General features: G+C 37.2%; 20 protein-coding genes. 4 read left to right on the forward strand and 16 right to left on the reverse strand.

The features are described from left to right. From BLR79_RS03675 to BLR79_RS03685, 3 genes are all read right to left on the reverse strand, one after another. On the reverse strand, positions 1-297 hold a 297-nt coding region (locus BLR79_RS03675; RefSeq protein WP_143338770.1), incomplete at its 3' end, for a hypothetical protein. 154 nt (positions 298-451) lie between these two features. Further along, positions 452-862: a DUF2187 family protein gene (locus tag BLR79_RS03680; RefSeq protein WP_092084981.1), complete on the reverse strand. Its 411-nt coding sequence runs from the start codon at positions 860-862 to the stop codon at positions 452-454. Between the two features lie 80 nt (positions 863-942). Continuing rightward, the gene (locus BLR79_RS03685) at positions 943-1,836 is read right to left on the reverse strand and encodes a diacylglycerol/lipid kinase family protein (protein ID WP_092084983.1); all 894 of its coding nucleotides are present in this window, start codon (positions 1,834-1,836) and stop codon (positions 943-945) included. 165 nt (positions 1,837-2,001) lie between these two features. Here BLR79_RS03685 and trhO point away from each other — a divergent pair, with 165 nt between their 5' ends. Together trhO and BLR79_RS03695 are read left to right on the forward strand one after the other, a co-directional pair. Continuing rightward, positions 2,002-2,976 (forward strand): oxygen-dependent tRNA uridine(34) hydroxylase TrhO, encoded by a 975-nt coding sequence (gene trhO / locus BLR79_RS03690; RefSeq protein ID WP_092084985.1) that lies wholly within the window; start codon positions 2,002-2,004, stop codon positions 2,974-2,976. A 28-nt stretch (positions 2,977-3,004) separates the two neighbouring features. Further along, positions 3,005-5,668 carry a transglycosylase domain-containing protein gene (locus BLR79_RS03695; protein WP_092084987.1) on the forward strand — a complete coding sequence of 888 codons (2,664 nt, stop codon included), beginning with the start codon at positions 3,005-3,007 and terminating at the stop codon, positions 5,666-5,668. Between the two features lie 62 nt (positions 5,669-5,730). Here the strand turns inward: BLR79_RS03695 and ccpA are convergent, their stop codons facing one another. From ccpA to BLR79_RS03710, 4 genes are all read right to left on the reverse strand, one after another. Then, the gene (gene ccpA / locus BLR79_RS03700; RefSeq protein WP_092084989.1) at positions 5,731-6,729 is read right to left on the reverse strand and encodes a catabolite control protein A; all 999 of its coding nucleotides are present in this window, start codon (positions 6,727-6,729) and stop codon (positions 5,731-5,733) included. Positions 6,730-6,870: 141 nt separating this feature from the next. Next, positions 6,871-6,993 (reverse strand): hypothetical protein, encoded by a 123-nt coding sequence (locus BLR79_RS09295; protein WP_268752920.1) that lies wholly within the window; start codon positions 6,991-6,993, stop codon positions 6,871-6,873. Further along, entirely contained in the window at positions 6,974-7,627 is a 654-nt protein-coding gene (locus tag BLR79_RS03705; protein ID WP_092084991.1) for a YtxH domain-containing protein, read from the reverse strand. The genes BLR79_RS09295 and BLR79_RS03705 overlap by 20 nt, the downstream gene beginning before the upstream one ends. Next, positions 7,620-8,180: a DUF948 domain-containing protein gene (locus tag BLR79_RS03710; RefSeq protein WP_092084993.1), complete on the reverse strand. Its 561-nt coding sequence runs from the start codon at positions 8,178-8,180 to the stop codon at positions 7,620-7,622. The genes BLR79_RS03705 and BLR79_RS03710 overlap by 8 nt, the downstream gene beginning before the upstream one ends. A gap of 143 nt (positions 8,181-8,323) precedes the next feature. Between BLR79_RS03710 and BLR79_RS03715 the strand changes: the two genes are divergently transcribed. Beyond that, positions 8,324-9,190: a mechanosensitive ion channel family protein gene (locus tag BLR79_RS03715; protein WP_159427585.1), complete on the forward strand. Its 867-nt coding sequence runs from the start codon at positions 8,324-8,326 to the stop codon at positions 9,188-9,190. A gap of 46 nt (positions 9,191-9,236) precedes the next feature. Here BLR79_RS03715 and BLR79_RS03720 read toward each other — a convergent pair whose 3' ends face one another. The 3 genes from BLR79_RS03720 to deoC are packed head-to-tail and all read right to left on the reverse strand — an operon-like array spanning position 9,237 to position 12,446. After that, the gene (locus BLR79_RS03720; RefSeq protein WP_092084997.1) at positions 9,237-10,535 is read right to left on the reverse strand and encodes a pyrimidine-nucleoside phosphorylase; all 1,299 of its coding nucleotides are present in this window, start codon (positions 10,533-10,535) and stop codon (positions 9,237-9,239) included. A gap of 22 nt (positions 10,536-10,557) precedes the next feature. Continuing rightward, complete coding sequence (locus BLR79_RS03725) at positions 10,558-11,760, reverse strand: NupC/NupG family nucleoside CNT transporter (protein ID WP_092084999.1); 1,203 nt, start codon at positions 11,758-11,760, stop codon at positions 10,558-10,560. Between the two features lie 20 nt (positions 11,761-11,780). Next, positions 11,781-12,446 (reverse strand): deoxyribose-phosphate aldolase, encoded by a 666-nt coding sequence (deoC, locus tag BLR79_RS03730; RefSeq protein WP_092085001.1) that lies wholly within the window; start codon positions 12,444-12,446, stop codon positions 11,781-11,783. Positions 12,447-12,659: 213 nt separating this feature from the next. On the opposite strand from deoC, the gene BLR79_RS03735 reads away from it, so the two are divergent. After that, the gene (locus tag BLR79_RS03735) at positions 12,660-13,460 is read left to right on the forward strand and encodes a DeoR/GlpR family DNA-binding transcription regulator (RefSeq protein WP_092085003.1); all 801 of its coding nucleotides are present in this window, start codon (positions 12,660-12,662) and stop codon (positions 13,458-13,460) included. A 39-nt stretch (positions 13,461-13,499) separates the two neighbouring features. Here the strand turns inward: BLR79_RS03735 and BLR79_RS03740 are convergent, their stop codons facing one another. The 6 genes from BLR79_RS03740 to BLR79_RS03765 all read right to left on the reverse strand — a co-directional run bounded on the left by BLR79_RS03740 (position 13,500) and on the right by BLR79_RS03765 (position 19,173). After that, positions 13,500-14,012 (reverse strand): metallophosphoesterase family protein, encoded by a 513-nt coding sequence (locus BLR79_RS03740; RefSeq protein ID WP_092085005.1) that lies wholly within the window; start codon positions 14,010-14,012, stop codon positions 13,500-13,502. Continuing rightward, a complete protein-coding gene (locus tag BLR79_RS03745) occupies positions 14,009-14,608 on the reverse strand; it encodes an XTP/dITP diphosphatase (protein ID WP_092085007.1) in 600 nt (199 codons plus the stop codon). Before BLR79_RS03745 ends, BLR79_RS03740 begins: the two co-directional genes overlap by 4 nt. After that, positions 14,583-15,437 (reverse strand): glutamate racemase, encoded by an 855-nt coding sequence (gene racE / locus BLR79_RS03750; RefSeq protein WP_092085009.1) that lies wholly within the window; start codon positions 15,435-15,437, stop codon positions 14,583-14,585. The genes BLR79_RS03745 and racE overlap by 26 nt, the downstream gene beginning before the upstream one ends. Positions 15,438-15,442: 5 nt before the next feature. Next, entirely contained in the window at positions 15,443-16,891 is a 1,449-nt protein-coding gene (locus BLR79_RS03755; protein ID WP_092085011.1) for a hypothetical protein, read from the reverse strand. A gap of 115 nt (positions 16,892-17,006) precedes the next feature. Then, a complete protein-coding gene (locus BLR79_RS03760; protein ID WP_159427586.1) occupies positions 17,007-18,272 on the reverse strand; it encodes an ABC transporter permease in 1,266 nt (421 codons plus the stop codon). Beyond that, positions 18,265-19,173 carry an ABC transporter ATP-binding protein gene (locus tag BLR79_RS03765; protein ID WP_092085015.1) on the reverse strand — a complete coding sequence of 303 codons (909 nt, stop codon included), beginning with the start codon at positions 19,171-19,173 and terminating at the stop codon, positions 18,265-18,267. The genes BLR79_RS03760 and BLR79_RS03765 overlap by 8 nt, the downstream gene beginning before the upstream one ends. Between the last annotated feature and the right edge of the window lies 1 nt (position 19,174).

Below are 19,174 nucleotides of genomic sequence, written 5' to 3' on the forward strand. Positions count from 1 at the left end.
TAACTCAACAGTTGCTCCAACTACTGGTTTGAACCCATTGTCAACAACGCGAATTTGAACTGAACCGTGTCCAGCATATTCTTCTTTTTGTGAAGGTTCTTCAGCTTTTGAAGACTCTTCTATTTGTTCGCTAGATGATTGAAGAGACATCATTTCGTCACTTTCAGTAATTGTTCCAGAACCAACATCTGTTATGTCTTCGCCGCTTTCAGCTGAGACTTGTAACATGCTTGCTGTTAAAGGCATTGTTACAACTGCCCCTAACATTGCTTTTTTCAATAGATTACTCTTATACATTATAAATCATCCTTCTTTACTTTTTGTTTGCATAGTCATACACTAAGTATACCCACATATTAGAGCATATAAATTTATAAGTCAAGTATTAATATGACTTTTTTTAATTTTATCTTAAAACCCGTTATTATATATCACCAAGTAGCTTTAATCGCTATTCTTCATCATGGCCTTGCGTAATAATGTCCGGTTGAGGATCTAAAATAAGTCCTTCATCTTCATCTTGAGGTGGTAATTTAATAAACTCCACAATATCTTTAAAGTTAACAATCGTACGGTCTTCAACGATATCACGCATGGATTCATCGGATTCACTCCAATAGACTTCAACCACTGCGCTATTTGTCAATAACTTTGTTATAATTCCTGCCATATTGGCATCACGAAATGTAAAGGTAATTTTGTCGCCAATTTCAGGTCTGACAGACTCTTGAACATATTCAATCATCTTGACGCCTTCTTCATATTCAACATCTAATAAGGTCGCGATCCGCGAACGACTTGTCCCGCGTCTTAATTCATGTTCAATGAGTTCATGTTGTTCTTTTGTTACTTTTTTCACCATATTAGTATCCCCTCTCTGATGAATGACATAACACTACCTTCCATTATACCATATTTTAATAGGAATACTTATTAAATGACTCAACGAGGTACTAAAACATCAATCGCATGAGGAATGACTTCAATATCTAATGGTAAGATCGGACCTTGGTCTCCGTCAACATTACAATAGATAATCGATTGATTTAAGTTGCGAATTTTTATTTTTTTGGCTGATTTTGCGATAAAATTATACCCTTTAGTTTCCCCAATCGCTGCTTCAAATACCGCATTAAGGTGATCCGTTGGTTTGACCCCGTCAATTGCTACAATATGCATCAATCCATCATCGTAACGAGCTTCATAAAATAACCGCTCAAAACCGGCGACATTATTCGTCAGCATAATTAATATTAAATTGGATTGGATCATATGGGTATCATCGTCAATCTTCAATTGATAGTAATAATCTTTTGTATTCAATAAGCCAGCGATGGAATCTTTATAGTAGGCAAAGCGTCCAAAACGGTTTTTATCTTTTGAATCAGTTAGCATAACTGACTCAGGCACAGCACCAATAGCTAAGACGTTAATAAAGTAGCGATCATTAACTCTAGCAATATCTAATTTACGTAAGTCCACTTGTTTGAACTCGCGAATGGCTCGTTCTGGGTTCATTGAATAGCCTAAAGCACGACCTAAATCATTGACGGTACCTAAAGGAATGAAACCAAACATAATCGGATGATCACTTAAATAGACGCCTTGAGCTGTTTCGTTCACCGTCCCATCACCGCCTAGACAAATGACTGTATCGTAACCATTTCGGCTTGCTTGTTGAGCCCACTCTTTAGCATCTCCTGCCTTTTTGGTTAGCCGTGTGTGCGTGACTGAATGATGATGGCGTCTCAATACATTTGATAGTTGATCGGCATAATAAATGGCTTTTCCCTTTCCAGACCCGGGATTAGCAATAATTAATACACGCTGTAACACACTTCCACCTCATTTCCGCTTTCTTCCATTAGAATAATTTGTTACTTATAAATTGTAGTTCAATGAATCATTAAAGTCCAACGGGAGTGTTGAGTCTTTTTTGACTTTTTTGGTATAATGAATGAAACAATTATTTGTAGCATGTAACTACAAGGAGGAATTACTATGTCACAACCTTACCGCGTTTTATTATATTATAAATACGAACATATTGAAGATCCTGAAGCCTTTGCTAAAGAGCATTTAGCGAAATGTAAAGAGTTAGGTATTAAAGGCCGTATTTTAGTTGCTCATGAAGGAATTAACGGAACTGTTTCTGGAACGGTTGAGCAAACTGAAGCCTATAAAGATTACGTTCACTCATTAGAAGGCTTTGAAGACCTTTGGTTTAAAGAAGACAAAGCTGAAGAGAATGCTTTCCATAAAATTTTCGTTCGCCCTCGTAAAGAACTAGTAAGCTTACGTTTAGAAGAAGATATTGATCCATTGAAGTTAACTGGAAAGTATTTAGATCCAGTAGCTTTTAAAGAGGCCTTATTAGATGAAGATACCGTCGTATTAGATACGCGTAACGACTATGAATATGATTTAGGCCATTTCGAAGGAGCGATTCGTCCAGATATTCGCAATTTTAGAGAATTACCGCAATGGGTTCGTGATAACAAAGAAAAATTCATGGACAAAAAAGTTGTCGTTTACTGTACAGGTGGTATTCGCTGTGAGAAGTTTTCTGGTTGGCTATTACGTGAAGGGATTGAAGACGTGGGTCAATTAGAAGGTGGAATCGCTGCTTATGGTAAACACCCAGAAACTAAAGGCGATTTATGGAACGGTAAAATGTACGTCTTTGACGAGCGCATTTCTGTAGATATTAACCAAGTTAATCCTGTCGTCATTGGTAAAGACTGGTATGACGGAACACCTCAAGAGCGCTACGTCAACTGTGCTAACCCTGAATGTAACCGTCAATTCTTGACAAGTAAAGAAAATGAAGACAAGTATTTAAGAGGATGTTGTGCAGAGTGCCGTCGTCATCCGCGTAACCGCTACGTTGAAGAGCACAACCTTTCATTAGATGAGTGGGAGGATCGCCTCAACGCCATTGGTGAATCTTTAGATGATCGTCACGAAATAGCCTAATCAAATATATTAAAAGACAGGTGATTGAATGAGTAAAGAAAACTCCCATTCAACCAATGATCACTTAAATAATAGTGAATCTGTTCAAAAGAAAGAACGAATGAATTCTTCCGAGAGTTCATTCGCTTTAAATCATGAAGATGAAAATCTTTACGACATTTCAGACTATAGCTCTAAGGAAAAAATAGTTTTTGGTTTAAACGTCTTTTTTAAAGTCTTTAAACGACTACTAATTATCCTTTTTCTTATTTTAGGAGTAGGTGGCTTTTTAGCTACTGGTATAGCAACAGGGTATTTTGCAAGCTTAGTCGCTAATACCCCACCTCCTACTAAGGAAGAAATGTCTCAACAAATTCATCGTTTAGAAGAATTATCTACATTATATTACGCCAATCGTGAACCTATTGCTAACGTTCAAGCCGACGTGGTGCGACAAGTCGTCAGCTTAGAAGAGATTAACCCATTTATTACGGACGGATTAATCGCAACAGAAGATGAGTACTTCTATCATCACCAAGGAGTCATGCCTAAAGCTATTTTACGAGCAGGTCTTCAAGAGATTTTCTCTCCAGGTTCAGGAACAGGGGGATCTACTTTAACGCAGCAATTAGTCAAGCAACAAATGTTAACAAATGATGTGACGTTTTTTAGAAAAGCCAACGAAATTTTACTGGCCTTACGCGTTGAAAATTACTTCGATAAAGAAGAAATTTTAACCGCTTATTTAAACGTATCACCTTTTGGACGAAATAACCGTGGCGAAAACATTGCTGGTATCGCTAAAGCTTCCGAAGGCATCTTTGGTAAAAAGACGAATGAAGTAACACTGCCCCAAGCGGCTTTTCTAGTGGGATTACCACAAGATCCTTACACTTACACCCCTTACAATCAATACGGACAAATAAAAGAAGATACGTCTGAAGGGGTCGAGCGAATGAAGGAAGTCTTATTTAGAATGTTGCGAGAAGAAAAAATCTCCCAACAAGAATACGATGAAGCCATTCAATACGATATTACACAAGACTTTCTACCGACCGATCAAAAATCAGAAGAACGTCAGTCTTATCTCTACCAAGCCGTTTTATTTGAAGCAACTTCTTTAATTATGGAAAAGAACTTAGCTGAAGATAATTTGAGCTGGGAACAGTTAGCTAAAGATGATGAACTGTACCAAACCTATTTTGATCAAGCAGAAGAAGAAATTAAAACGGGAGGATATCATGTTGTTTCAACAGTCGATAAAGAGATTTACGACCAGTTACAACAATCGGCTGCTCAATATAGCGATGAATTAGGTATGCCTTATGAAGGAATTTATGTCAATGAAGAAACGGGTTACGAACATTATTATGTGGAAACCGTTCAATCGGGAATCGTTGTTATGGAAAATGATACGGGACGGGTGTTAGGTTTCGTAAGTGGAACTGACTTTGAAGACAATCAAATTGATCATGCCTTTCGTGTGCATCGCTCACCCGGCTCAACGATTAAGCCGATCGCAGTCTATGCCCCAGCTCTTCAAGAAAATGTCATTGCTCCTTCAACTATTGTTGCTGATACTGCTTATATTAAAGAATTTGAAGACGGATCAGTTTGGACACCGACAAACTACGGTGAGACGATGAGTAATGAATTTATGACTGCTCGAAAAGCTTTATATCGTTCAGACAACTTACCAACGATTCGCATTTATGAAGAGCTATTAACCCGTCAAATTCCCATCATTGACTATTTAGACAAAATGGGCTTTAACATACACACTTCTTATACTAAAGAAGATACCGAAAACTTAGCTTTTTCAATTGGTGGGGTGCCTGTTGGACCAACCGTGTTTGAACAAACGAGAGCCTTTACGACGTTTGCTAATAATGGTCAATATATTAAAGGACATTTAATTGAACGAATTGAGGCTTCAGATGGAACGGTCGTGTTTCAAGAAGACACGCCGCCGGTTGAAGTGTTCGCTGAAGATGCGAATTATTTAATCGTCGATATGTTAAAAGATACAATGTCAGAAGGAACGGGTCGAATTGCTCGTGGTTATATGGAGATGGGTGGCGAGTGGATTGCTAAATCTGGAATTAGTGAAAATTCAAAAGATGTTTGGTTCATCGCTGCCACTCCTTCCATTACTGTTGGATCTTGGATTGGTTATGACAGTAAGTATGATGATTATACAATCAACATTAACGATGGTTACGGTATTGAAAGTGAACGGAGCCAACTATATTGGTCACGGATTGTAAATGACTTGTACCGTATTCGTCCAGAGATCTTTGGAGTTGAGCGATCCTTCAATCGTCCATCATCGGTTATGGAGACTGAAGTATTAGAACAAACAGGTACTTTACCTGGCGAGATTACTTTAAATGGACAACGCTATTCGATAACGGGACCTCTCGTTAAAGAAATTTTCCGTATGTCTAATCCGCCTCCTTCATTAAGGTATGACTTTATGTTTAATCGTAATGAAGAAGAAATCCAACAATTTTGGGGTAACTTATTAGCTCAACTTGAAAAAGCGCGTCAACAAGAAATTGAAGAACGTAATCGTCAACGACAAGAGAATCGTCGCCGTTCATCCCAAGAACGTGAGAATTCTTCTCGAGAAGAATCATCTAACAACGCTTCTCCTGAAGAAACGCCTAATGAAACAAATACCAACGAACAAAACAATAATAATGACGATTAAAAAAGAGCTATCACTGCTGATTTATTTCAGCTAAGTGGTAGCTCTTTTTGTGCTTTAATATGTTAACGGGTTGACTGACGTTTAATAATTTTGTGAGGTAAGATGATTTGCTTTTCATCGACCTCTTCTTTGTCCATAATCTTAGTTAGTAAACGCATCGCTACGGCACCAATATCATAAAGTGGTACTTGAATAGACGATAGTTGTGGACGAACATAAGTTGTTAATTTACAGTTATTACTTGCGTAAATCTCAAAATCTTCAGGTACTTTGATGCCTTGATCTAAAGCAGCATTTAGTAAAGACACCGCTGTTCGGTCATCTGTCGTAATTACAGCGCCTGCCCCATCAGCAATTAAACTTCTTAAAATATCATCGCCTTTTTCGTAAGGACGGTGTTTTTGAATAATAAGTCGTTCATCGGGCGTTGATCCCACTTCTTCAATTGCCTTTAAGTAGCCTGGAAGACGCATATCTTCAATTACTGCGTTTTGTGAATCCCCCGTAACTAAAGCGATCGCTTCATGACGAGTTAAAAGATCTTTAGCCACTTCATAAGTTGCCTGTTTGTAGTCAATGTTGACACTTGGAATATCCTTATCTCGCGTATACGTTCCTGATAAAACCACTGGCGTATTAACTGTTTTGACCATCGAAATTAAATCAGGTTCAATATCATAGTCCATGAAAATAATTCCATCCACTTGTTTATTGAGTAAATTATCCACAGCTTGAGTTGTTTGATGTTGATTCGCGTCCGCACTTGTCAAAATAATATTATATTTGTACATTGTGGCAATATCTTCAATTCCTTTAGCTAATTCAGCGAAGAATAAATTAGTGATATCAGGAATAATCACCCCAATTGTTGTTGTCTTCTTACTTGCAAGTCCTCTAGCGACCGCGTTTGGTCGATAGTTTAATCGCTCAATGACATCAGAAACCTTCTTGCGGGTAGCTGGCTTAACGTTCGGGTTGCCGTTAACAACTCGCGAGACGGTTGCCATCGAAACGCCCGCTTCCCTTGCTACATCATAAATTGTTACAGCTTGCTTATCCAAAGGTTACTCACCCTTTCATTTATCTTTTCTGTTATTAATTTAGCACAGAAAAGACAAAGTTGCAACCGTTTACTTTCAAAAAAATTAAGTCATGACGGGATTAAAATGAAAAAGACCGGACAAAGTCCGATCTTTTTTAGATTAGTTAGTTGATTGAATTTCAACACCATCGTTATTTAGCTTTTTTGAAGTATGATGTCCTTTATCACGCTTTGCTTGTTGATGGGTTTCATTTCCACTTAATTTATCTTTTTTTTTTAACATCTTCAGCAACATCTTTAGCTGCTTCTTTTGCGTCTTGAGCTTTTGCTTTAACGTCTTCTTTTACATCTTGCGCTTTGTCTGCTGCTTGATCTGCTACTTTTTTAGCTTCTTTAGATGCATCATCTGCTAAATCGCTTGCTTCTTCTTTACCTGTTTGAGCAACTTTCTTTGCTTCTTTAGATAAATGGTCACCTGACTCTTTTAAGTCTTGAGATAGGTTTTGCGCTTCTGCTTTTGCATCTTCAGCAAAGTTTTGGATTGCTGCGCCTGTAAATTCAGCTGAATCTTTTAAGCGTGCAGCAGAGTCTTGTGCTGTATCTTTGATGTTAGCCCAATCTTTAGAAGCTTCTTTAGAGAAACGGTCAAACGAGTCTTTTAAGTTGCTTGCTGAAGTTTGTAAGTTAACTTTAATGTCTTGACCTGCATCTTGTGCTGCACCGTAAAATTCGTTGCCACGGTCTTGTGCGTAATCAACGTAGTCGTTTGCACGATCTAATAAGTAATCTGCTTCATCCATTAAATCTTCGCGTAATTCGCGACCTGACTTAGGAGCATAAAGTAATGCTGCTACGCCACCAATTGCGGCACCAAATAAAGCACCTAAAAAGAATCCATTGTTATTGTTGTTACTCATAGTAATCTTCCTCTCTTAAGTTTACTGCAATCTCACCTGCTGTGACAGATGGTTGTTTGTCATGGACTAGAGATTCTAGCTCTTCAATTTCAATTTCCTCTGGAGTGTAATAATCCGTCGGAGCTACGGCACGATTAGCTTTCTTACTTGCTTTTGAAATGTTACGTGCGGTATTTAAAAATTTAGAGACTTTAGAACGTTTACGTCCTGCGTTTCCATGAACTAAATTACTTGCCATTTCTTTAGTAGAATCATTTAAGTCAGAAATACTTTCGCCTAAATCACCTACTGCTTCGAATAATGGGTCTGTCTTACTTAACTTTCCGTTGACGTCATCAACTAATGTATTTGCTTTATTTAATAAGCCTTCGACTTCAATTGCTAAACCGTCTACATCTTTAGTTACCACATCAATGGTAGTATTTAAACGTTGAACAGTATATTTTGTTTCGTTTACTACTTGAGTAACTTTAGATAAGGTGGTTGCAATGAAACCGACAAGGACAGCAAATGCAATGGCTGCAATAATTGCTGCGACTCCTCCAAGTGACATCCGCAATCACTCCTTACTTCTTTTATTACTTAAATAATAGCATGCTAGCGCTTCACATACAAACAAAACGGATTAATTTATTGAAAAGTCTCCATTTATTTCTTTATAATGGATTTAAAACAATAATTAGAGGAGGCGTTTTTTTGCTGTCTTTTATTGCTATGAGTAGCTTTTTGAACGAAAAGAGATTGGAAGCGCTAACAGATTTTACTAAAACTCTTATTTTAGAAAAATTATTGCCGATCTTTGGGTTAATCATTTTATTTTTCATTTTGAAACGATTACTAACTCGTTTTATGTACTATCAATTAAATGAAAATAAAAATCATCGTTTCCAATTTATGTCTTTTCAAAGGAAACAAACCATTGTAAAATTAATCAATAACGGATTAAACTATTTAATATTTTTCTTTTTAGCTTATTCCATTTTATCTATTCTTGGTGTACCAATTGCAACACTCGTAGCTAGTGCGGGAATTGCTGGTTTAGCGGTTGGTTTTGGCGCAAAGGACTTTGTCGCTGACTTAGTGAATGGTTTTTTCATTGTCGTAGAAAATCAATTTGACGTGGGAGATTCTGTTATTATTGAAGATATTGAAGCTACTATTAAAGAAACTGGGTTAAGAACAACGATTTTACAAGGATTTGATGGAACAGTTCATTATGTTCCTAATAGCGAGATTCGCATCGTCAGTAACTTGAGTCAATATGATCGCCGTATTTTTGTTGATTTACCAATCTATGATGAGACCAACTTAGAATCTCTTGAAAAAATTGTTCAACAAGTCACCGAATCTTTAAAGGAAAATTATCAAGATAGCTTTGGCAATGATCCCATTATTAGAGGATTAGTGATGCAACCTGACGGACAATTTAGTTTCCGCATTATTTGGTACGTAGACCGAGATGACTTTTTAGACTTACAATCAGCCTTTTATGCCGCATATTTTAAAGCGATGCATCAAGCGGGCATTCCATTTGCAAGACCTTTATCTTATATAAAAGCTTAACTTTACACATAAAAAAAGCTGGGTGTTTAGCCCAGCTTTTTTTATCTTATTCAATAATTTTGTAAATCATCGGACGTTCAATCAGTTCGTCACCGATGTGGATATTATCATAAAGTTTTTGTTTAACTTCATCAATATCTTCGCTATTGCTATAAATTGTTAAGATGCTTTCGCCTTCTTCTACTTGGTCGCCTACTTTTTTGTGAAGTTCAATTCCCACAGAATAATCTAATAGGTCATCCGCTTTTTGACGTCCGCCTCCAAGCATCATACTTGTGATACCGATCGCATCTGCAACCATCTCAGTAATTAAACCACTTTCTTTTGCTGGAAGATCGATTTTATACTTCGCTTGTGGCATGATTGAGTAATCATCGACCACACGCTCGTCTCCGCCTTGAGCTTTAACCATTGCTTTAAAGCGATCTAATGCTTTACCAGAAGTAATGGAGTCTTCAAGTAATTGACGAGCTTCTTCTTTAGTTTGTGCTTTTTCACCTAGAACAAGCATATATTCAGCAATCGCCATCACGAGTTCGTGTAAGTCTTCTGGTCCTTTACCTTTTAGTAAATCAAGGGTTTCTTCAATTTCTAAAGAGTTTCCGATTTTGTTTCCTAAAGGTTGGTTCATGTCACTAATTAAAGCCATGGTCTTCATGCCGACGCTTTTACCAATTTCGACAAGAGCTTCTGCTAATTCAGTTGAGTCTTCTAAAGTTTTCATAAATGCACCGGCTCCGGTTTTAACATCGATAATTAAGGCATCGGCTCCGGCAGCGATTTTTTTACTCATAATCGAACCAGCGATTAACGGAATGGAGTCAACCGTTCCTGTAACGTCACGTAAAGAATAAATTTTCTTATCAGCTGGGGCAATATCACCTGTTGCACCGACAATGGCTAATTTTTCTTCTTTAACTTGATCAATGAAATCTTTTTCGCTAATTTCAATGGTATACCCTGGAATGGCTTCTAATTTATCAAGGGTACCTCCCGTATGGCCTAACCCTCGTCCTGAAATCATTGGTACAGGTACATCGCACGCCGCCACAAGTGCTGCTAATGGCAAGCTAACTTTATCGCCCACCCCACCGGTCGAGTGCTTGTCCACTTTAATACCTGGAATATCAGAAAGGTCAAGACGCTCGCCGGATTCCATCATTTTCATAGTGAGTGAAGCCCGTTCTTTAACAGTCATATTTTCGAAATAGATAGCCATCAGTAACGCACTAATTTGATAGTCAGGAATACTGCCATCTACAACGCCATCGACGACGAATTGAATTTGTTCATCGGTTAATTCTTTTCCGTTACGTTTATCTAAAATAATATCAATCATTCGCATGACTGTAACCTCCTATGATTTTTTAAAATAGTAATAACAATCCAACAATTAATGAAGATAATAAACTGACCGCAAACCCACCGATCATTCCTTTAGGAGCTAATCGAGCAAGCACGGGTTTTTTAGATGGACATAAAATTGAAATTCCTGACACACACATACCGATACTTCCGACGTTTGCAAACCCTGCTAAAGCGATCGATAACATCATTCCTGTGCGATAATCCATTGACTGTAACATTGAACCTAATTTACCAAAAGCGACAAACTCGTTTAAAATTAATTTTGAACCGAGCAACTCACCTGCTACAAGAGCATTTTGGCTATCTAATCCCATTAAATATCCAATCGGTGCAAATAAGTAAGATAAAATTCCTTCAAGTGATAAGCCCACGATACCTAAAATTCCGTTCACTAAAGCGACAATTGAAAAGATCGCAATTAAAGCAGCTCCAATCGCCATGGCCATATGCATACCGTCCATTGCTCCAGCAGACATGGCGTCGATAACGTTTGTATTGTCACCTTTACGGTCTAATTTAACTTCTTGAATATCGCTCATTTTGTCCACTTGAGGTAGAAGAATTTTAGAAATAATAACCGAACCAATTGGGACAAGGGTCGACGCAATTAAAAGCGCTTCCATTGGAATGCCTAAAGCAGCGTAGCCAGCTAAAATACTCACTGACATACTTCCCATTCCTGAAATTAACACTAACATGACTTCACTATCTGACATAAACGGTAAATATTTGCTAACTAAAATAGGAGAATCTGTCTGACCTAAGAACATATTGGCAATGGCGACAAAACTTTCTACTTCTGAAGTACCAAAGATTTTACCTAGTAGCCAACCTACTTTAGAAATGATAAATCCTAAAATACCTGTATAAAATAACACACCTACTAAAGCGGAGATAAAGACAATATTACCTAAGGTTTGAAACGCAAAAATATATCCTGTCGGAGCATCAGGCATACCAAGGGATCCAAAGACGAATTGAATCCCTTCGCTACCATAAGTTAAAACTTTAGCCACACCATCACTAATGACAGAAATGACGGCTTGCCCTGCAGGTACTTTAATAATTAACATTGCGATAACAAACTGTAGAGCAATGGCTTTACCGATCTGTTTCCATTGAACACTTTCACGGTGATAAGATAATAAATACATAGCACCTAACAATAAAAGTATTCCGATAATATTTAAAATCGCACTCATTGTTTTATCCTTTCATTGGTTTAATATTCTCCGTCCGTCATTTGACCTTTTAGCATTTTGACGGCACTGCTTGTTCCAATACGATCGCAACCAGCTTCAATAAAAGCAATTAAATCTTCAACAGATGAAACGCCTCCAGCGGCTTTAATTTTGACATCTGGTCCGATATGTTCTTTAAATAAAAGTACATCTTCCATAGTAGCTCCACCTGTTCCAAAGCCGGTAGATGTTTTAATGTAATCTCCTCCTCCTTTTGTTACTGACTCACACATCGCAATTTTTTCTTCCTCATCTAAGTAACATGTTTCAATAATGACTTTTAAAATATGGTCACCACAAGCTTCTTTTAATGTTTTAATTTCTTTTGTTACTTTATCGTAGTCTTTATTTTTTACATCAGAAATATTCACAACCATGTCAATTTCATTGGCTCCATCAGCTAAAGCATCTTTAATCTCTTGCACTTTAGAAGCTGTGCTGTTGTATCCTAGAGGAAAGCCTACCACTGTACAAATATTTAACGTTGGGTAATGGTCTTTAATGCGTTTAATATAGCTTTGAGGAACACAAACGCTAGCTGTCTCAAATTCGATGGCCTCTTGACATAATTGGTTAATATCTTCCCATGTAGCAAATGGTTTAAGTTGAGTATGATCAATGTGACTTAAAATTGCTTTAGTTTCCATAATATATCCTGCTCCTTTAATTCATTTAAATGTTTATATTATTAACAATTAACAGTTTATGTAACCGCTTAATGTTATTATATACACTGTCTGTTATTTTTTCAACAAAATAATTGTTATTTTTATAACAAATTGGTTTATTTGTCTCTTATTTACTATTTACTGTTAATTTGTGATAAAATCAAATTAATATCGAATGGGAGTGTATCTATCGTGTCTAAAAAAACACAACGGCAACATGAAATTATTGAAATTTTAAAACAACTTAAAGGAGCAACGGTTAAACAACTTGCAACACAACTCAGTGTGTCAGAAATGACGATCCGACGTGATTTACGCTTTCTTGATGAACAGCAACTGGTTCATATTATTTCCGGGGTTGCTTTTGTTAATGAAGCCGATCAGACTCAAGTAGATATACCTCTTGCTCAATCAGGTTACAGTATTAGTGTCAATACGAAGTTAATGCAACCGGAAAAATTAACCATCGGAAAAGCTGCTGCTGCACTGATTCAAGAACAAGATATCGTGGGTATTGATATTGGAACAACTACAGAAAAGTTATCCCAACAAATTGACGATGATTTACCTTTTACTGCTCTAGTGTTTAGTGCCAATAATTTACTTCATCTCTTAGCAAAACCTAAAGCGACGATTCTTCTTTCTGGAGGACGATTCCATCGAGATACAGGAATGTTTGAACAAGCCAATCACTTACAAATTATTGAAGGAACGCGCACAACTAAATTTTTCTTATCTGCGGCGGGGATTCATGAAGATTTGGGGATTACTTGCGCCAATGAATACGAAGTGCTCATCAAAAATACAATGATTAAAAATACCCTTAAAACGATTTTAGTGGCGGACTCATCAAAATTTGGACATATTTCCAGTTCTTATGTAGGGGATTTATCAATGATTGACACTATCGTTACCGACAATAAGTTATCTGCTGAATGGCGTGAACGGATTGTATCTTATGATATTGATCTCATTATTGCCGATGCACCATAAAAAAATCGAGCGACTCTCAGTTAGAGTCGCTCGATTTTTTTAGTTGAATGTTTGAGTAAGAGAAGGTATTATTTGTTGGTTTTCATCGAAATATTGCACAGTTATCTTTTCGTCGCCAACATCAACAACCATGTAAGAAGTTCCAGGATATTCGCCTCTTGAATGATTTAAACTTCCTGGATTGGCTAACAGTACCCCGTCTTTTACTTCAGCATAGAGTCGGTGAGTATGACCATGAAAAGCAAAGCGGCTTCCTGTTTGTTTTGCTTGTTCAAGAACGCCCGCGTTTGTTGCATTCACTGCTAACAAATGACCATGGGTTAGATAAAGCGCTCCTTTAGGTGTGGAGACGACTTGTTCATTAGGGTATCCTCCATCAAAATCCATATTGCCTCGGACGACTCCATCAAAATCTGCCCAAATCGGATCATCACTTGAAAATTCCGAATCACCACAGTGAATAATGACATCGACTTGATCTTTTAAATCTTGAACAATGCCTTTAACTAACTCATAACGTCCATGATTATCACTCATTACTAAAATTTTCATAGTTCATCACTTCCTAACCAGTTAGGTAATTCTTCGAGTAATTTTTCAATCGCTCGACTACGATGGCTCACCGTATTTTTTTCTTCTAACGTCAATTCAGCAAAGGTCTTATTTAGCGGTGGATAGTAAAATAAAGGATCGTATCCAAAACCTTCTTTTCCTTGACGTTTTGTTAAAATTTCTCCTTCGACGCGCCCTTCCACTACTAAACTTTCTTTATGAGGATGGGCTAAAACAAGACAAGAGACAAAATAAGCCTCGCGGTTAAGATCTGAAGTTAATTCTCTTAGCAGCTTGTCGTTATTGTCTTCATCTCTTGCATTTTCTCCTGCATAGCGAGCGCTATAAATACCTGGCGCGTTGTTTAAAGACGGAACGACTAGTCCTGAATCGTCAGATAGTACGTAAGCATTTGTTAATTCAGCGATGGTTTCTGCTTTTAAGCGAGCATTTTCTTCAAATGTTTCTCCAGTCTCAGGAACTGGTTTTAACTCTGGATAGTCACTTAAACTCGTCATTTCAAACGGATAATCTTTTAATGCTTGTTTAAACTCTTTCAACTTTCCTTGGTTATGACTTGCGATGATTAACTTCAATTATTTCATCTCCTTTAACAATACAACTTTGAATCGGAAGATTTGGGTTATTAAACCACTCATTAGCAATTTGACTAAATTCACTAACAGACCCTGTCGTGTAAAAGGTGCGGGTCGCTGGTTGATTAACCGCTTCTTGATCAGATCGCTTTAAATTTAAACGCTCCAATTGTTTAGAAACTTCCACTACACTTTCTACACCTGAATCCACTAACGTAACGCTTGGTCCTGCGATGTGTTGGATGACCGGTTCTAAAAGAGGATAGTGAGTACAACCTAAAACAAGCGTATCAATGTTTTCTTTTAACAAAGAAGTTAAATACTCTTCAACCACTTCAAACGTTTCAGGTGAGTTCACTTCGTTACGCTCAACGTACTCGACAAAAGGTGGACAGGCCTTTGAAAACACTTCTACCTCTGGATTAAATTGATTAATTAATCTTTGATAGGCGTTATTTTCAATTGTCCCGGTTGTTCCGATCACGCCAACTTTATTGTTTTTAGTTTTTATCGCAGCTATTTTACTGCCTGGTTGTACGACTCCAATGACTGGAATTGATAGTTCTGCTTGTATTTCCTTTAATGCTGCGACCGTCGCTGTGTTACAAGCAATCACAAGCATTTTGATGCCTTTTTTTAAGAGAAAATGAACCATTTGCCAAGTAAATTGTTTGACTTCTTCAGCGCTTCTTGGCCCGTAGGGACAACGGGCATTATCACCTAAATAAAGAATTGATTCATTGGGTAATTGTTTTAAACTTTCTTTAACAACCGTTAATCCACCAACTCCTGAATCAATATAGCCAATAGGCAAATTTTTCATTGTCATTCTCCTTACTCTTGAGGGGCTCCCTCTACTTTCTTCATTTCTTGCCATAGTTGATCATCAACATTATAACCTACCGCAAATGGCGATACTTCATTCACCATACCAAATTGAAGTGTAATAATATCGGATACTTCTTCTTCTCCTTCACCAATAGACCAAAAGATTATGTTGGTTAGACGGAAGGTTTCTTGGTCAATGTAGTAGTCAATCCCGTAAATAGCTTCACCGTCTTTTTTAAAAGAGGCACTGTTCATTCCCTTAGAAGCTTGTTTAAAGCCTTCAAAATCATTTTCGTATAATTTACGATAACCTCGCTGTGGTTGCTCCATCTCTTCGTCAATTTCTAAATGTTCTAATTGTTTGTAGATATCTTTGAATTGGCGAACATAGTGAGCATAAATATTAAATAGTGAATGTTCTTTGGCTTCGATTTGATCTTCTTTAAATGAATAGCGATAGTTATCTGTCATAAAGTCTTGATCTTGAATCTCTTTATCTTCTACCGGTCCGGTCACGCCATACACTGGTGTTTGATCAATTAAATTCAATAAATAATACTGTGTATGAGTCTTATCACCGTAAGCAGCGTGAACTGTATAATCATAAGTTTCTAAAGTTTGTAGATGGTGGTTTTCTTCAGCGATTTTAACAAAGTTATCTTTGTCAGCTGGAGTTGGTTCAGGTTGTTGTTCTAATTTAGCTTCAAGGGTGTCGTTTAATTGAGGTTCAAAAGTTAAGTGTGTTTGATAAGTACTCTCTTTTGGCCCATCAACAATATTTACGGTAACGTTTGCATCAGTAATGAATCCTTCTTTATTAATAGTAGATGTTACATCAATCGTACCGGTGGCTTCTTGACTGATCATAATCGGTGGATTGAAAAGAGGAATCATTTCTTTAACGTACTCTGCATCATCAATGTGATACTCCACTTTTGTTTCATTACCTTCTTGAGTAGCGTGGGATTCTTCCATTCGGTCAAGTAGTACTTTAAACACAGTAATGTAAGTCGGTTGGCGGTACCCCATCTGTTCAACGTCTTGCCACTCTTGATGATTGTAGCGAACTTTTCCTTTATTTGTTTCTGTTTCTACATAGTATTCTCTAGGAAAACTTTGCTCGTCGCCTAAAATAACTTCGTTGAAATAAGCTTTTTGTAATCCGTCTTCCGTGTAGTACTCTAAACTTGTTAAGTTCTTTTTAGAGGTTGAATCTCCCATTGTAAACGTCACATCTTGAGTGGCACTTACTTCTTTAAGAGAGACGAACTTATCATAAATAGAACGTGATAAATCATTAGTTAAAGCCCACTCTTCCATATCCTTTTTGGACATTTGAGAAAAGTCTACTTCTGCTTCTTCACCAATATTTTTATTTAATATATTACTAATTGAGCTACATCCAGACAAAATCATAGTCGATAATAGACTCAGTAAGATGATCTTTTGCTTCATTGTGAACTAAATACTCCTTTTATTAATTAATTGCTATCATTCATTTTAACACAACTTACCTTCTTTTCGATAAAAAAACTACTTGTTTTAAAAACAAAACAAGTAGTTCAATCAGTTAATCAGTGGAACGTTCGGATTTCCAAGTTTGGAAGGAACGTTTAATGGTTGTAACAAGCCCTTTATCGGTTGTCGTTAAGACATTACTCTTATAAAATTCGCTACCTATCCATAAGGATAACCCCGTTAAGGCCAAAGTTCCTAAAACAGACAACCAAACGGTCGTCGGGCTGACCATTTCTAAAGCGATACGGTAAGGCATAATAATCGGTGACCAAAAAGGAATCAGTGAAGCAACTTTTACAATCGGACTATTGGGTGCACTTAATGTGTACATACCGATATAAAATCCAATCACAGCCGTAAAGACCGCAGGTTGGATAATTTTTTGAACATCTTCTGTACGGCTTACTAAAGAGCCTAAAACGGCTGCTAAGCTTACGTAAAGTAAGATACCCAAAACACCTAAAATGCCAATTTGAGCCAGAGAGATCGAAATCAAACTATTAAAATCAATCAATTCTGTAGGTAAATCAAAATCAAAGACTTTAGTAACAACCCCGTAGGCGATGAATCCAAAGATAATATAGGTCATTACTTGAGTTAAAATAACGAGTAAGATACCTACAATTTTACCAAAGTAGTAATCTTTCGCTTTCATACTGGATAAAATGATTTCCATCACTCGTGATCCTTTTTCTTGGGCCACTTCTTGAGCAATGAGTGAAGTATAAGTTACGATGAAGAAAAAGAGACTAAAGCCTAATATAAAGGCCACACCAATCTTCGCGTCAAAAGGATTATCGGCTTTTTCTTCAATGTTTCCTTCTTTATCGATGACTAAACGTTTTTCTTCAATTAAAATCGGGTGTTGTTTTAACTGCTGAATCTCTTCAACTTGAATTCCTAACTCTTTGAGTCCTTCTTCATATTGATAATCATTCACCATCTGAACTAAAGGAGCCGTGTTAACATCTGGACCATCGTCAAGCTTTGTAAAAACAGCCCTGCCGTCTTCCAAAGAAAAAGTTAGAACGCCGTTTATATCTCCTTGTTTTAGCTGTTCAACTGCTTCCTTCGTTGATGCATAAAAAGTGTAAGTATTCGTATCTTTTATTTGTTTAGCATATTCTTCAAACTGATCATCGCTAGTGACAATGCCAATCGGGTTCGATAGTTGTTTTGTTTCTTCCGACTGCATGAACCAACCTACGGCTCCTCCGATAATTAACGGAATCAGTGGACCTAACACCATTGCCAAAAAGGCCCATGTTTTGACATTTTTACGGTAGACTTCTTTAATTACAATCCATAACTTATTCATGTGAACGCCCTCCTGCTTCATATTTAAAGATTTCCTCTAAACTCGGTGCTTGTTGGTTAAATACAGGAATGTAGCGTCCTTTAGTAATCTCATTAAATAAAGTTTCGGCCACTTGTTCATCTTCTAACTTTAATAAGAATCGATTATTTTTTAAAACATTGACATCTTTTACTCTCGGTAACAAGGCTAAGTCTTCTGCTGCCCAATCGGAGGTTTCAATCGTCAAATTAATTCGACCATAGGAATTGCGTACCTCATCAACCGTCCCGTTTAAGACTTCTTGACCGTGATGAATCATAACTAAACTATCGCACAACTCTTCAACGTTCGCCATATTATGGCTAGAAAAAATAATGGCACTCCCTTTTTCTTTTAAATATAAAATGCCTGCCTTTAATAAATCCGCATTCACCGGGTCCAACCCGCTGAAAGGCTCATCTAAAATAATTAAAGAAGGTTCATGGATTAAAGAGACGATCAATTGAACTTTTTGCTGGTTTCCTTTTGAAAGGCTACGGATTTTGTCAGTTTTTTTACCCTTTACATTAAACCGTTCCATCCATTGGTCTAAGCGTTGACGAATCACTTCTTTATCCATCCCGCGCAGTTGAGCTAAGTAAAGAACTTGTTGTTCGATCGTCAACTTATCATCCAATCCGCGTTCTTCTGGTAAGTAACCGACCGTATTATAGTCTTCTTCAGTTAACGAACGATGGTTCCACAAAACGTGACCTCCATCTTCCGGTGTTAAAAATCCTAAAATCATTCGGAAAATCGTTGTTTTACCCGAACCGTTTTGGCCAATCAATCCCATAATATGTCCTTGAGGAATCGAAAAAGAGACATTATCCACCGCTACTAAATCACCAAAGCGTTTTGTAATGTGGTTGACTTCTAACATA

It is taken from the genome of Dolosicoccus paucivorans (genome assembly GCF_900100125.1).
GTDB lineage: Bacteria > Bacillota > Bacilli > Lactobacillales > Aerococcaceae > Dolosicoccus > Dolosicoccus paucivorans.